The 14,382-nt window shown below is 61.7% G+C and carries 11 protein-coding genes; 6 read left to right on the forward strand and 5 right to left on the reverse strand.

Features of this window, described 5'->3' with window-relative positions:
- Positions 1 to 87 precede the first annotated feature (87 nt).
- The gene (locus V3W39_RS03865; RefSeq protein ID WP_177045676.1) at positions 88 to 1,860 is read right to left on the reverse strand and encodes an ABC transporter transmembrane domain-containing protein; all 1,773 of its coding nucleotides are present in this window, start codon (positions 1,858 to 1,860) and stop codon (positions 88 to 90) included.
- A gap of 255 nt (positions 1,861 to 2,115) precedes the next feature.
- Here V3W39_RS03865 and V3W39_RS03870 point away from each other — a divergent pair, with 255 nt between their 5' ends.
- A complete protein-coding gene (locus tag V3W39_RS03870; protein ID WP_176438723.1) occupies positions 2,116 to 2,289 on the forward strand; it encodes a PA1571 family protein in 174 nt (57 codons plus the stop codon).
- Positions 2,290 to 2,340: 51 nt separating this feature from the next.
- Here V3W39_RS03870 and pdxB read toward each other — a convergent pair whose 3' ends face one another.
- The gene (pdxB, locus tag V3W39_RS03875) at positions 2,341 to 3,483 is read right to left on the reverse strand and encodes a 4-phosphoerythronate dehydrogenase PdxB (RefSeq protein WP_177075725.1); all 1,143 of its coding nucleotides are present in this window, start codon (positions 3,481 to 3,483) and stop codon (positions 2,341 to 2,343) included.
- A 310-nt stretch (positions 3,484 to 3,793) separates the two neighbouring features.
- On the opposite strand from pdxB, the gene V3W39_RS03880 reads away from it, so the two are divergent.
- Positions 3,794 to 5,182 (forward strand): MATE family efflux transporter, encoded by a 1,389-nt coding sequence (locus V3W39_RS03880; RefSeq protein WP_330212217.1) that lies wholly within the window; start codon positions 3,794 to 3,796, stop codon positions 5,180 to 5,182.
- Here V3W39_RS03880 and tusA read toward each other — a convergent pair.
- Both tusA and rlmM read right to left on the reverse strand, forming a co-directional pair.
- Complete coding sequence (gene tusA / locus V3W39_RS03885; RefSeq protein ID WP_003218998.1) at positions 5,179 to 5,430, reverse strand: sulfurtransferase TusA; 252 nt, start codon at positions 5,428 to 5,430, stop codon at positions 5,179 to 5,181. The genes V3W39_RS03880 and tusA overlap by 4 nt on opposite strands.
- 101 nt (positions 5,431 to 5,531) lie before the next feature.
- The gene (rlmM, locus tag V3W39_RS03890) at positions 5,532 to 6,605 is read right to left on the reverse strand and encodes a 23S rRNA (cytidine(2498)-2'-O)-methyltransferase RlmM (protein ID WP_177045683.1); all 1,074 of its coding nucleotides are present in this window, start codon (positions 6,603 to 6,605) and stop codon (positions 5,532 to 5,534) included.
- A gap of 191 nt (positions 6,606 to 6,796) precedes the next feature.
- Here rlmM and acnA point away from each other — a divergent pair, with 191 nt between their 5' ends.
- The 3 genes from acnA (at position 6,797) to V3W39_RS03905 (ending at position 12,092) form a co-directional block, all read left to right on the forward strand.
- Positions 6,797 to 9,538 (forward strand): aconitate hydratase AcnA, encoded by a 2,742-nt coding sequence (gene acnA / locus V3W39_RS03895; protein WP_330212218.1) that lies wholly within the window; start codon positions 6,797 to 6,799, stop codon positions 9,536 to 9,538.
- Positions 9,539 to 9,649: 111 nt separating this feature from the next.
- On the forward strand, positions 9,650 to 10,441 hold the full coding sequence (locus V3W39_RS03900; protein ID WP_177045687.1) for a CPBP family intramembrane glutamic endopeptidase: 792 nt from the start codon (positions 9,650 to 9,652) through the stop codon (positions 10,439 to 10,441).
- 85 nt (positions 10,442 to 10,526) lie between these two features.
- Positions 10,527 to 12,092: a methyl-accepting chemotaxis protein gene (locus tag V3W39_RS03905; protein ID WP_177130714.1), complete on the forward strand. Its 1,566-nt coding sequence runs from the start codon at positions 10,527 to 10,529 to the stop codon at positions 12,090 to 12,092.
- 84 nt (positions 12,093 to 12,176) lie between these two features.
- Here the strand turns inward: V3W39_RS03905 and V3W39_RS03910 are convergent, their stop codons facing one another.
- The gene (locus V3W39_RS03910) at positions 12,177 to 12,869 is read right to left on the reverse strand and encodes an alpha/beta family hydrolase (protein WP_177045691.1); all 693 of its coding nucleotides are present in this window, start codon (positions 12,867 to 12,869) and stop codon (positions 12,177 to 12,179) included.
- 79 nt (positions 12,870 to 12,948) lie between these two features.
- Between V3W39_RS03910 and ccoN the strand changes: the two genes are divergently transcribed.
- Positions 12,949 to 14,382 carry a cytochrome-c oxidase, cbb3-type subunit I gene (gene ccoN, locus V3W39_RS03915; RefSeq protein ID WP_177120647.1) on the forward strand — a complete coding sequence of 478 codons (1,434 nt, stop codon included), beginning with the start codon at positions 12,949 to 12,951 and terminating at the stop codon, positions 14,380 to 14,382.

Genomic DNA, 14,382 nt, shown 5'->3' on the forward strand with positions numbered 1-14,382 from the left:
ATAGATCGGGTTGTAAGGATTCAGGGCTGCTTCGCAGCCCAACGCGAGCAAGCTCGCTCGCCACAACGATCCGGTATGGTCGTCAGGTCAGTGCCTAACCGGCTCATCACCATCACTGAACTGCAACGCCGCCAATCGCGCATACAGCGGATTACTCGCGATCAACTGCTGATGCGTCCCCACCGCCACCAGCTTGCCCTGGTCCATCACGGCAATCCGGTCGGCGTTCTTCACGGTGGCCAAGCGGTGGGCAATCACCAGGGTGGTGCGCCCTTCCATCAGCTGCGGCAACGCTTGCTGAATCAGGTGTTCACTCTGGGCATCCAGGGCGCTGGTGGCTTCGTCCAGCAGCAGGATCGGTGCATCCACCAGCAACGCCCGGGCAATGGCCAGGCGTTGGCGCTGGCCGCCGGAGAGGCCCATGCCGCCGTCGCCCAGGTGAGTCTGGTAGCCATCGGGCATTTGCAGGATGAAGTCGTGGGCGTGGGCGATACGTGCTGCCTCTTCGACCTGGGCGAAGGTGGCCGACGGATTGCCGTAGCGAATGTTTTCTTCAACGCTTCCGAAAAACAGCGCCGGGCTCTGGGATACCAGGGCGAAACAGCGGCGCAGGTCCAGCGGGTCGAGTTCGGTCAGCGGGTGACCTTCCAGGAGAACGCGACCTTGCTGTGGATCGTAGAAGCGCAGCAACAGGTCAAAAATGGTTGATTTACCCGCACCGGACGGGCCGACCAAGGCCAGGGTTTCGCCGGCATTGATCGTCAGGCTCAGGCCATCAATGGCGTAGCTGTCTGGCCGCGACGGGTAGGAAAAGCGCAGGTCCTGCAACTCCAACCGACCGCTGACCCGCTCTGGCAGCTTGATGACATTGGCCTCGGGGGCCTTGATTTCATTGCTCGATTGCAGCAACTCGCCAATCCGCTCTGCCGCACCGGCTGCGCGCTGCAGTTCACCCAACACTTCACTCAACGTACCGACGGCGCTGCCGACGATCAGGCTGTAGAACACGAACGCCGCCAGTTCACCACCGGAAATCCGCCCGCTGATCACATCCATTCCGCCCACCCAGAGCATCACGCCCACGGCGCCCAGCACCAGCATGATCACCAGGGTAATCAGCCATGAACGCTGCAGGATACGTTTGCGCGCGGTGGTGAACGCCTCTTCCACCGTCACGGCAAAGCGTTGTTCGTCCTGCACCTGGTGGTTGTAGGCCTGCACGGTCTTGATCTGGCCGAGGGTCTCGGACACGTAGCTACCCACATCGGCGATACGGTCCTGGCTCAGCCGCGACAGGCTGCGCACCCGGCGGCCGAAGATCAAGATCGGTGCCAGCACCAGCGGCAGCGCGATCACGACGATGCTGGTGAGCTTGGGGTTGGTGACAAACAACAGCACGATCCCGCCGATCACCATCAAGGCGTTGCGCAGGAACAGCGACAGCGAGGAGCCGATCACCGATTGCAGCAAGGTGGTGTCGGTGGTCAGCCGCGACTGGATTTCCGAGCTGCGGTTGTTTTCATAGAAACCCGGGTGCAGGTAGATCAAGTGATTGAACACCTGCCGCCGGATGTCCGCCACCACCCGCTCGCCGATCCACGACACCAGGTAAAACCGCGCAAACGTGCCCACCGCCAGGCCCATCACCAAAATCATGAACAGGCCGATGGACTGGTTGAGCAGGTGCGGTGACTGGGTCATGAAGCCCTGGTCCACCAGCAGGCGGATGCCCTGCCCCATGGACAAGGTGATGCCTGCGGTGACGATCAACGCCAACAAGGCCCCCAGGGCCTGCCAGCGGTAGGGAGCGACGAAGCGGCTGGCCAGGCGAATCGCGCGGCGTTGACGGGCTGAGAGCATGGAGGGTTTCACCTGAAGGTTGGAGACGGGAACCTGCACCTTTACATGGGGGGAACTTGAGTGAATCACAATGAGTCAGGTTAATTATGCTTACCGAACCTAGCCCCTAGAGGCTATCGGTCTAAGGCTCGGCTGGAAATTTGTATCGGTTTCTGCTGGACTGGGCATTCGATCCGCTGGACGTGTATGGAGTTGTAATAACGCGTTCACGCGGGGGATTTAGAGTAGGTACACAACCTGATGAGGAGACGGGCCATGTCCTTGCAAAACAGCAGCAACGCCAAAATTGAAGTGATCCGCCAACCGCAGCAGTTGCCTTGCTCGTACATCGACGCTCAAGGCCGCGAAGTGCAAATCACCGAAGAGATGATCCAGAGCGCATGCGCCGAACTGGAGCAGAAATTGGTCAAGCCTGCCAAGCAAGGCTGATTCGCCCAAGCTCTTTTAAACCCGGCCTTGTTAGCCGGGTTTTTTATGGGTTCAGATTGCCTGTGCACCCAACGCCGAGACGATGTTCGACAAGGCGGCAGACTCGCCGCTGATCCGCACCTTCAAGCCATCAATCTCACGCCGCGGCGGGTAGTGCTTGCGCAGTTGGTCAAATGCCTTGCGCTGCTCGTCAACTGTGCCTACAAGGCTGCGGCGGAAATCCGCGTCATCACGGCGCGGGTCGTACACGCCACGGCAAATAGCCGCCAGCGCCCAGGCCGGGTCGGTATTGGCGTTGAGGCTGACCTCGGCCAGCCAGGGCTCTGGTAGCAAGTCGCTGAGTTGAATGGTTGGCTCCTGGCCCAGATACTGGCAAAGCGCCTGGTAGATCTGCGCGGTGCCGCGCTGCCGGCCGTCCAGGCTGTAGCCGGCGATATGCGGGGTGGCCAGCACACACAGGTCGGCCAGGTCGACGTCCACCTGGGGCTCGCCTTCCCATACATCCAGCACTGCTTGAAGGTCTTCGCGGTCCAGCAGCACGTCCTTGAGGGCGGCGTTGTCGACCACCGGGCCGCGGCTGGCGTTGATCAACCAGGTGCCGGGTTTCAGTTGGTTGAGGCGCTCGCGATCAAACAGGTGCCAGGTCGAACCGTTGCCGGATTTGTTCAGCGGCGTGTGCAGGCTGATCACATCGCATTGCTCGATAATCTGTTCCAGGCTGACGTAATCGCCGTCCTCGGCGATCTGCCGGGGCGGGTCGCACACCAGCACGTTCCAGCCCAACGCCTTGAGCACCTTGACCAGGCGCCCGCCGACCTCACCGGCGCCCACCACGCCGTAGGTACGCTGGGCCAGGTCAGCGCCTTCGATTTCGGCCAGGGTCAGCAGGCTGCCCAGCACATAGTCGACCACGCCACGGGCGTTGCAGCCGGGGGCGCTGGACCACTGGATACCGGCGCGCTGGAAGTAATCGAGGTCGAGGTGGTCGGTGCCGATGGTGCAGGTGCCGACAAACCGCACCGGTGTGCCTTCGAGCAAGGCGCGGTTGACGTTGGTCACCGAACGCACCAGCAGCACGTCGGCCTGCTCAAGGGTCGCACGGTCGATGGACCGCCCCGGAACCCGGCGAATCTCGCCAAAACCTTCGAAGAATGCATCGAGCAGCGGGATATTTTCGTCGGCAACAATCAGCATGGCAGGCTCCTTTCGCGGATCAGCAGTGTACAGCGGTTTTCCTTGTGGCGAGGGAGCTTGCTCCCGCTGGAGTGCGGAGCGCTCCCAAATGAAGCAACGTTTTTTTTCAGGTACACATCGGTTGCCCGTTCTGGGGCTGCTGCGCAGCCCAGCGGGAGCAAGCTCCCTCGCCACAGCAAGCTCCCTCGCCACAAAAAGCAATCTTTGCGCGCGCAAGTGCTTACAAATCCACAACACAGGTTTTTTCCTGACCAACACGTCAGGGCGTAGAATGCGCCGTCCTGCGCTCCGCCTCTCTGGACATCCGTACGTGAACACTGCCGCAACTACCCCCGCCCTCTCTCGCCCCGCCCGCGTCAGCCTTGAGGTGCGCAACCTGCTGGCGCTGGCCCTGCCGATCATGATCGGGCAACTGGCGACCACGGCCATGGGCTTTGTCGATGCGGTGATGGCCGGGCGTGTCAGCTCCCGGGACCTGGCGGCGGTCGCCCTGGGCAACTCCATCTGGATCCCGGTGTACCTGTTGATGACCGGCACGCTGCTGGCCACCACGCCAAAGGTCGCCCAGCGCTTTGGCGCCGGTACCCACGGCGAGATCGGCCCGCTGGTGCGCCAGTCAATGTGGCTGGCGCTGGTGGTGGGGATTACCGCTCTGCTGTTGCTGATCAGCGCCGAACCGATCCTGCACCTGATGAACGTCGACCCCGAGCTGATCAAACCGTGCATGGGCTACCTGCACGGCATCGCCTCGGGCATGCCGGCGATTGCGCTGTATTACGTGCTGCGCTGCTTCAGCGACGGCCTGGGCCGCACGCGGCCGAGCATGGTTATGGGCCTGTGCGGGCTGGCGCTGAATATTCCGCTGAACTATGTGTTCATCTACGGCCACTTCGGCGTGCCGGCCATGGGCGGCATCGGTTGTGGCTGGGCCACGGCGATCGTGATGTGGGTGATGATGCTCGGCCTGGCCGCCTGGACCCGCTGGGCGCCGGTCTATCAGAGCAGCGAGCTGTTCAAGCGCTTTGACTGGCCGCAGTGGTCGGTGATCAAGCGTGTGTTGAGCATTGGCTTGCCCATCGGGATTGCGGTGTTTGCCGAGTCGAGCATTTTCGCGGTGATCGCACTGCTGATCGGCAGCCTTGGTGCCACGGTGGTGGCCGGGCACCAGATCGCCCTGAACTTCAGCTCGCTGGTGTTCATGATTCCCTACTCCCTGAGCATGGCGGTCACCGTGCGCGTGGGCCAGGCCCTGGGCCGTGGCGAACCCCGCGAGGCGCGTTTCGCCGCCGGTGTGGGGATGGGCACGGCGCTGGTTTACGCCTGCCTGTCCTGCAGCCTGATGCTGCTGTTTCGCGAACAGATTTCCACTATCTACACCTCCGACCCGAGGGTGATCCAGGTCGCGGCGATGCTGATTGTGTTTGCGGCGTTGTTTCAGTTCTCGGACGCGATCCAGGTCACGGCCGCCGGCGCATTGCGCGGTTACCAGGACACACGGGTGACCATGGTGCTGACGCTGTTTGCGTATTGGGGCGTAGGGTTGCCGGTGGGCTATGCGCTGGGGCTGACCGACTGGCTCGGCCAGGCACGCGGCCCGAGCGGCTTGTGGCAGGGGCTGATCGTTGGCCTGAGCTGTGCGGCCGCAATGCTGGTGATCCGCCTGGTGCGCAGTGCACGCAAGCGGATTCGCCGGGTTTAAGCGGACTTCTTGCGGATCCAGTACAGGTAAGTACCGGCCTGTTCCTGCTGGTCCACCAGTTCATGGTCGAGAAACACGCAGAACTTGGGGATGTCGCGACGGGTCGACGGATCGGTCGCGATCACCTTGAGCAAGCCTCCGGGCGCCAGGTCGCGGATGTGCTGGTGCAGCATCATCACCGGTTCCGGGCAGTTGAGGCCGGTGGCGTCGAGAACGGCGTCGACGGGTAAATCAGGGGTCAGGCTCATGGTTTACTCCTAAACAGGCCGGCATTTTAGCGGTAATGCGGGGCGCCAGGTAGTCAGCGGCGCCCTCAAGGTTTTCGCGAGCGAGCTCCTACAGGGGCGGGTTACCGGGCCTTTGGCTTCTTCACATCCAGCCGACGCAAATGGCAGGTCACTTCTTCACGGTCGTGGTACAGCTGCTTGCAGCCGATTTCCACCCGAATGCCCCGTTCCTTGAAGCCGTCGGCAATGCGGTCGAGCAAGCGCCGTACTTCGGCATAACGCTGCTTCATCGGCAACTTCAGGTTGACCACCGCTTCGCGGCAATGTCCCTCGCCAATCCAGGTTTCCAGCAGGGCCGCGTTGCGCGCCGGTTTCTCGACGATGTCGCAGACCATCCAGTCCACCGGCTGCTTGGGCGTATAGATGAAGCCGTCGGCCATCAAGTGCTGCACCAGGCCGGTGTCCATCAGGCTTTCGGCCATCGGGCCGTTGTCGATGGCGGTCACCAGCATGCCGCGATTGACCAGCTGCCAGGTCCAGCCGCCAGGCGCTGCGCCGAGGTCGACGCCGGTCATGTCGCTGTGCAGGCGCTCGTCCCACTGATCCCGAGGGATAAAGTGGTGCCAGGCTTCTTCCAGCTTCAAGGTCGAGCGGCTTGGCGCGTCCCGGGGGAATTTCAGGCGGGGAATGCCCATCGGCCACATCGCCGAGTTGTTCGACTCGGCCAGGCCCATGAACACTTCACGGCCGCTTTTGAAGGTCAGCAACAGGCGCGGCTTGCTGGCGTCTTCCACCAGTTTGCCGGCGGCCATCAGCGCCTTGCGCAGGTGCCCTTCGAATTTCTTGCAGAAGTTCGACAGTTCCTTGCCGTCGTTGGTGTCGACCATCTCCAGCCACAGGCTGCCGCACACCGGGAAATCCCGCAGGTGCGCCAGGATCACGCTGATACGGTCGGTTTCCGGCAAATCGATGAACACCCCACGCGCCCATTGCCTTGGGAAGATCAGCTCGGCAAAGCGTTGGCCGCGCATCAGGCGCTGGGCGCCGTCTTCTTCGGTGCACACGAATTCGGCGCAGGCGCTGCCGGTCTTGGCCTTGGCGTAGCCCGAAACATTCAGGCGCGCGGCGTGTTCCGCGATCTCGGAACAGACTTCGCCCTCAAAACCCGGGCGGCAGTGCATAAAAAGGGTGTTCATCAACTCTCCTGGATCACGGGCTTGCGATAGCGCAATGCCTGTCATGAAAACGCGCGCATGATAGCCGAGTTCGGAACCTTGGACTTATCCATAGAGTCCAGTAATTAGCCAGCTACCTAAAACAGGGCTAATTTATAAGCTCTGTTCGTCCCGTCAGGTCCGTAGCCGTGCGGACCATAAGGAGTCATGTAATGTCATCCCTTAATAGTCTGAGAACGCTTAAAACCTTACAGATCGACGACAAGACCTATCACTACTTCAGCCTGCCCGAAGCCGCCAAGAGCCTGGGTGATCTGGACAAGCTGCCGATGTCCCTCAAGGTGCTGCTGGAAAACCTGCTGCGCTGGGAAGACGAAAAGACCGTCACCGGCGCCGACCTCAAGGCCATTGCCGCCTGGCTCAAAGAGCGCCGCTCCGACCGCGAGATCCAATACCGCCCCGCCCGGGTACTGATGCAAGACTTCACCGGCGTCCCCGCCGTGGTCGACCTGGCCGCCATGCGCGCCGCCGTGGCCAAGGCCGGCGGTGACCCGCAGCGTATCAACCCGCTGTCACCGGTGGACCTGGTGATCGACCACTCGGTAATGGTCGACAAATTCGCCACCACCGGCGCCTTCCAGGAAAACGTCGACATCGAAATGCAGCGCAACGGCGAACGCTACGCCTTCCTGCGCTGGGGCCAGAGCGCCTTCGACAACTTCAGCGTGGTACCGCCGGGCACCGGTATCTGCCACCAGGTCAACCTGGAATACCTCGGCCGCACCGTGTGGACCAAGGATGAAGACGGCCGCACCTACGCCTTCCCCGACACCCTGGTGGGCACTGATTCCCACACCACCATGATCAACGGCCTCGGCGTACTGGGCTGGGGCGTGGGCGGGATTGAAGCAGAAGCAGCGATGCTCGGGCAGCCCGTTTCGATGCTGATCCCCGAAGTGATCGGCTTCAAGCTCACCGGCAAGCTGAAAGAAGGCATCACCGCCACCGACCTGGTGCTGACCGTCACCCAGATGCTGCGTAAAAAAGGCGTGGTCGGTAAATTTGTCGAATTCTATGGTGACGGCCTGGCTGACCTGCCGCTGGCCGACCGTGCCACCATCGCCAACATGGCTCCGGAATACGGCGCTACCTGCGGCTTCTTCCCGGTGGATGAAGTGACACTGGACTACCTGCGTCTGTCGGGCCGGCCTGCAGAAACCGTCAAGTTGGTAGAGGCGTACACCAAGGCCCAGGGCCTGTGGCGCAACGCTGGCCAGGAACCGATCTTCACCGACAGCCTGGCCCTGGACATGGGCAGCGTCGAAGCCAGCCTCGCCGGGCCGAAACGCCCGCAAGACCGCGTCTCGCTGCCTGACGTTGGCCAGGCTTTCAGCGACTTCCTCGACCTGCAATTCAAACCCACCAACAAGGAAGAAGGCCGCCTGGAAAGCGAAGGCGGCGGCGGGGTTGCCGTCGGCAACGCCGACCTGATCGGTGAAGCCGATTACGACTTCGAAGGCCAGACCTATCGCCTGAAAAACGGCGCGGTGGTGATCGCGGCGATCACCTCCTGCACCAACACCTCCAACCCGAGCGTGATGATGGCCGCCGGCCTGGTGGCGAAAAAGGCGGTGGAAAAAGGCCTGAAGAGCAAGCCGTGGGTGAAAACCTCACTCGCGCCCGGCTCGAAAGTGGTCACCGATTACTATAAAGCGGCGGGCTTGACCCAGTACCTCGACAAGCTGGGCTTCGACCTGGTGGGTTATGGCTGCACCACCTGCATCGGCAACTCCGGGCCGCTGCCCGAGCCGATCGAAAAAGCCATCCAGAAAGCCGACCTGGCCGTCGCCTCGGTGCTCTCGGGCAACCGTAACTTTGAAGGCCGGGTGCACCCACTGGTGAAAACCAACTGGCTGGCCTCCCCGCCCTTGGTCGTGGCCTATGCACTGGCCGGCACCGTGCGCATGGACATCAGCAGCGAACCCCTGGGAACCGGCTCCGATGGAAAACCGGTGTACCTGCGGGACATCTGGCCCAGCAGCAAGGAAATCGCCGACGCCGTCGCGCAAGTCAGCACCCAGATGTTCCACAAGGAATACGCCGAAGTGTTTGCCGGCGATGAACAGTGGCAAGCCATTGAAGTGCCACAGGCCGCGACCTACGTGTGGCAGAAGGATTCGACCTACATCCAGCATCCACCGTTCTTCGACGACATCGGCGGCCCGCTGCCGGTGATCGAGGACGTGAAAAGTGCGAACGTGCTGGCGTTGCTGGGGGACTCGGTGACCACCGACCACATCTCCCCCGCCGGCAACATCAAGACCGACAGCCCGGCGGGCAAATACCTGCGCGAGCAAGGCGTGGAGCCGCGAGACTTCAACTCCTACGGTTCGCGTCGCGGCAACCACGAAGTGATGATGCGCGGCACCTTCGCCAACATCCGTATCCGCAACGAAATGCTGGGCGGTGAGGAAGGCGGCAACACGATCTACATCCCCACCGGCGAGAAAATGCCGATCTACGACGCAGCCATGAAATACCAGGCGTCCGGCACCCCGCTGGTGGTGATCGCCGGCCAGGAATACGGCACCGGCTCAAGCCGCGACTGGGCGGCCAAGGGCACCAACCTGCTGGGCGTCAAGGCGGTGATCGCCGAGAGCTTCGAGCGGATTCACCGCTCCAACCTGGTGGGCATGGGCGTGCTGCCACTGCAGTTCAAGCTGGACCAGAACCGCAAGGCGTTGAAGCTGACCGGCAAAGAGAAGATCGACATCCTCGGGCTGACTGATGCCGAGATCGAGCCGCGCATGAACCTGACACTGGTGATCACCCGGGAAGATGGCAGCAGCGAGAAGGTTGAAGTGCTGTGCCGCATCGACACCCTGAATGAGGTCGAGTACTTCAAGGCGGGCGGGATCCTGCACTACGTGTTGCGGCAGTTGATTGCCTCGTAACTAACACGCGCTACACAAAACACCGCCTTCGAAGGCGGTGTTTTCATTTTTGCCGCGGGAGACGGTCGTTATACTGCCGGCCTCAGATTTTGATAGTCACAAGGATTTCCCATGCTCGCGATGCCATGGCTGTACCTGGCGCTTCTTTCCATCGGCTATGTACTCGCCTTGAGCTACGGGCAATTGGGGTTGCTGGCGGGGTTGTCCGTCGCCATGCTGCTGTTGGCCGGGTTTGCCGTGCGCCAGCAGCGCAACCCTTGGGTGCGTTATCTGGGCCATGGGCTGTTTATCGTGCTGGCGCTGGGGTTGGCGATGCATTGGCTGCCGGGTTTCTACAACGGTCGGGGCATCGCCCCGCAGCGCTTTACTGACGATGCCGTGCCGTTCTCGATGTATTTGAATCAGGATAAGCCGCTGATCGGCTTTTGGTTGTTGCTGGCGTGCCCGTGGATTGTGGCTCGCAGGTCATTGCGGCTGTCGATCTATGCGACGGCCATGGCATTGACTCTGACGGCGATTGCCGCACTGGGCGGCGCTGCGTTGTTGGGCGTCATCAGCTGGGCGCCGAAATGGCCTGAGCAGGCGTGGTTGTGGGTGTTGAACAACTTGTTGCTGGTGACCCTGGTGGAAGAAGCGTTGTTTCGGGGCTATATCCAGGGCGGGTTGAGCCGGCGTTTCAGGCAGTTGCCCTATGGTGAAAACCTGGCACTGCTGCTGGCAGCGCTATTGTTCGGAGTGGTGCACCTGGGCGCAGGTTGGCAGTGGACGCTGTTGGCGACTATTGCTGGCGTCGGTTACGGGCTGGCGTATCGTTTTGGCGGGTTGGGCGCGGCGATCGTTACGCATTTCGGGCTGAATTTGCTGCATTTCGGGTTATTTACGTATCCGATGCTGGCGGGCTGAGGCGGAGCCGATTGTTGCAAAAAATAAGTTAAATAAAACCCCGCAACGGTCGACAACCTGTCAAAGCCTTGCGGATTGAAAACTCATGCGTAATAACCAACCCGTTACCCAGCGCGAACGTACCTTCCCCGCTCAGCAACGGTTGATCTCCACCACGGATGCCAAAGGCGTGATCACCTACTGTAACGACGCCTTCGTCGAGATCAGTGGGTTTTCCCGTGACGAACTGCTGCGTGCCCCGCACAACCTGGTTCGTCACCCGGATGTTCCGGCGGCAGTGTTTGCACACATGTGGTCCACGCTCAAACAAGGCTTGCCATGGATGGGCATCGTCAAGAACCGCTGCAAAAGCGGTGATCACTATTGGGTCAACGCCTATGTGACGCCGGTCTTCGACGGCAATCAGGTGATTGGCTACGAGTCGGTAAGGGTCAAGCCCACCGCCGAGCAGATCCGCCGTGCCGAAGCGCTTTACCAGCGCATCAACCAGGGCAAGCCAGCCATTCCGCGCCGCGACAAGTGGCTGCCGGTGCTGCAGGACTGGCTGCCGTTTATCCTGGTCAGCCAGTTGAGTTTTCTGATTGGCGTTTGGCTCAATTCCCACTGGGGCTTTGCCCTGGCCGCCGCGCTGTCGGTGCCGCTGGGCCTGCTGGGCCTGAGCTGGCAACAGCGCGGACTCAAGCGTTTGCTGCGCCTGGCCGAGCAGACCACGTCCGACCCGTTGATCGCGCAGATGTACACCGACAGCCGCGGCGCCCAGGCCCGCCTGGAGATGTCGATCCTCAGCCAGGAGGCGCGCCTGAAGACGTGTCTGACGCGCTTGCAGGACACTGCCGAACACCTCAACGACCAGGCCGCACAGTCCAATACCCTGGCGCATAACAGCTCCAGCGGTCTTGAGCGCCAGCGCGTGGAAACCGAGCAGGTGGCCACGGCCGTCAACCAGATGGCCGCGACGACCCAGGAGGTCGCCAGCCATGTACAACGCACGGCCGACGCCACCCAGGAAGCCAATCGCCTGACCGGGCGTGGCCGGGATATCGCCGGTGAAACCCGCGAGGCGATTCAACGCCTGTCGGTGGCCGTGGGCGAAACCGGCGTGACCGTGACCCAACTGGCCAAGGACAGCGACGAGATCGGCGGCGTGGTGGACGTGATCAAAGGCATCGCCGACCAGACCAACCTGCTGGCCCTGAACGCGGCCATCGAAGCGGCCCGTGCCGGTGAGATGGGCCGGGGTTTTGCGGTGGTGGCGGACGAGGTTCGGCAACTGGCGCAGCGCACCAGCGAGTCCACCGGGCAGATTCATGCGCTGATCGCCAAGCTGCAGCAGACCGCCAATGCCGCCGTACAGACCATGGACGCCGGGCATCGCCAGGCCGAGGAAGGTGTGGCGCGGGTGATGGAAGCGGATCAGGCGCTGATCGGGATCAGTGAGGCAGTGGCGCACATCACCGACATGACGGCGCAGATTGCCGCGGCGACCGAGGAGCAGAGTTCGGTGGCTGAAGAGATCAGCCGCAATATCAGCACCATTGCGCTGTTGGCGGACCAGACGTCGGAACAGGCGTTGAATTCGGCGCAGTTGAGTGAAGAGCTGACGCATACGGCGAATACCCAGTATTCGCTGGTGGAGCGCTTCAACCGGTAGACAGCTATCGCAGGCAAGCCAGCTCCCACATTTGAATGTATTCGCAAATCAAAATGTGGGAGCTGGCTTGCCTGCGATGAGGCCCTAAAGATCAGCAAGAAAGCTTGAAACCTTCACCGCCGCAGCCTCCAGATGCTGCTCATGACTAAACCCTGAAGCCTTCAACGGCTTCAAGTCATGATCCCCCGCCACCAGCCACATCACCTCGATGCACGGCGACAACACATACCCTTCCACCGCCGCCCGATTACCCAGTGCATCCCGCTCGCCCTGCACAATCAACGTCGGCGTCTTCAACCCGGCCAGATGCTCGGTCCGCGGCTTCTCCGGCTTGCCCACCGCATAGAACGGATAACCCAGGCACACCAACCCGTCTGCACCCAATTCATCCGCCAGCAAACTGGCCATTCGCCCGCCCATCGATTTGCCGCCAACCGCCAGTTTCCCAGCGACATGACGTCGCACCTCGGCGTACACCTCACGCCAGCATTCCAGCAATTTCGGGGCAGGATTAGGCGGGCGTTTCCCCCCGTCCACCCGACGCTGGGCCATGTACGGAAACTCGAAACGCAACACGTTCACGCCATGCCCGGCAAGGCGTGCAGCCATGTCATTCATAAAGCCCGAGTCCATCGGCGCACCCGCACCGTGGGCCAGGATCAGCGTCACCGGCGTACGCGCGATAGACCCTGTCGCGACATCCCACAACCAGCCGCGTTCCCGCACACACTGCGCCCATTGATCCCCGTCAATACTGGCCTTGTGCTCTTTGCCCATGCTTGCCTCGCTTTTTAGTCTGCCTATAACTCCAGCCCAAGTGCCGCATTTGCTTGGGTTGAACCGTGGATGGGGAACCATGAACACTACTTTAAGTACCGCCTATAACTACAAGGTGGTCCGCCAATTCGCCATTATGACGGTGGTGTGGGGCATCGTCGGCATGGGGCTCGGGGTTTTTCTCGCCGCCCAGTTGGTATGGCCCGAACTCAACTTCAATTTGCCCTGGACCAGTTTCGGCCGCTTGCGCCCACTGCACACCAATGCGGTGATCTTCGCCTTTGGCGGTTGCGCGCTGTTTGCCAGTTCCTTCTACTCGGTGCAACGCACCTGCCAGACACAACTGTTCGCGCCAAAGATCGCCCAGTTCTGCTTCTGGGGCTGGCAGTTGGTCATTGTGCTGGCCGCGATCACCTTGCCGCTGGGCTACACCAGCTCCAAGGAATATGCCGAGCTGGAATGGCCGATCGATATCCTGATCACCATCGTCTGGGTGGCCTACGCCATCGTGTTCTTCGGCACAGTGATGAAGCGCAACACCAAGCACATCTACGTCGGTAACTGGTTCTTCGGTGCGTTCATCATCACCGTGGCCATCCTGCATATCGTCAACAACCTGGAAATCCCGGTCAGCCTGACCAAGTCCTACTCGCTGTATGGCGGTGCGACAGACGCCATGGTGCAGTGGTGGTACGGGCATAACGCGGTAGGCTTTTTCCTCACCGCCGGCTTCCTCGGGATGATGTACTACTTCGTGCCGAAACAGGCCGAGCGCCCGGTGTACTCCTATCGCCTGTCCATCGTGCACTTCTGGGCACTGATCACCCTGTACATCTGGGCCGGCCCTCACCACTTGCACTACACCGCGCTGCCGGACTGGGCACAGTCATTGGGCATGGTGATGTCGCTGGTGCTGCTGGCGCCAAGCTGGGGCGGGATGATAAACGGGATGATGACGCTCTCGGGCGCCTGGCATAAGTTGCGCAGCGATCCGATCCTGCGCTTCCTGGTGGTGTCCCTCGCGTTCTACGGCATGTCGACGTTTGAAGGGCCGATGATGGCCATCAAGACGGTCAACGCCCTCTCCCACTACACCGACTGGACCATCGGCCACGTACACGCCGGCGCCCTCGGTTGGGTAGCGATGATCTCCATCGGCGCGCTGTACCACATGATCCCGAAAGTCTTCGGTCGCGAGCAGATGTACAGCCTCGGCCTGATCAACGCGCACTTCTGGCTGGCCACCATCGGCACCGTGCTCTACATCGCGTCGATGTGGGTCAACGGCATCGCCCAGGGCCTGATGTGGCGTGCAGTCAACGAAGACGGGACCTTGACCTACTCCTTCGTCGAAACCCTGGTGGCCAGCCACCCAGGCTTCATCGTGCGGCTGGTGGGCGGGGCGATCTTCCTCAGCGGCATGTTGCTGATGGCTTACAACACTTGGCGCACCGTGCGTTCGGCGCCATCCCTCCAAGCCGCCGAACACCCCGCCGCCGCGCAGATGGCCTGA

The sequence above is a fragment of the Pseudomonas sp. Z18(2022) genome, from assembly GCF_036346535.1.
GTDB lineage: Bacteria > Pseudomonadota > Gammaproteobacteria > Pseudomonadales > Pseudomonadaceae > Aquipseudomonas > Aquipseudomonas yamanorum_A.

Coding starts and splice junctions, on each gene's coding strand:
- V3W39_RS03905 (WP_177130714.1), top strand. CDS start 10,527: ATGCGTAATAACCAACCCGTTACCCAGCGCGAACGTACCTTCCCCGCT.
- V3W39_RS03865 (WP_177045676.1), bottom strand. CDS start 1,860: ATGCTCTCAGCCCGTCAACGCCGCGCGATTCGCCTGGCCAGCCGCTTC.
- rlmM (WP_177045683.1), bottom strand. CDS start 6,605: ATGAACACCCTTTTTATGCACTGCCGCCCGGGTTTTGAGGGCGAAGTC.
- V3W39_RS03910 (WP_177045691.1), bottom strand. CDS start 12,869: ATGGGCAAAGAGCACAAGGCCAGTATTGACGGGGATCAATGGGCGCAG.
- acnA (WP_330212218.1), top strand. CDS start 6,797: ATGTCATCCCTTAATAGTCTGAGAACGCTTAAAACCTTACAGATCGAC.
- tusA (WP_003218998.1), bottom strand. CDS start 5,430: ATGAGCCTGACCCCTGATTTACCCGTCGACGCCGTTCTCGACGCCACC.
- ccoN (WP_177120647.1), top strand. CDS start 12,949: ATGAACACTACTTTAAGTACCGCCTATAACTACAAGGTGGTCCGCCAA.
- V3W39_RS03870 (WP_176438723.1), top strand. CDS start 2,116: ATGTCCTTGCAAAACAGCAGCAACGCCAAAATTGAAGTGATCCGCCAA.
- V3W39_RS03900 (WP_177045687.1), top strand. CDS start 9,650: ATGCTCGCGATGCCATGGCTGTACCTGGCGCTTCTTTCCATCGGCTAT.
- pdxB (WP_177075725.1), bottom strand. CDS start 3,483: ATGCTGATTGTTGCCGACGAAAATATCCCGCTGCTCGATGCATTCTTC.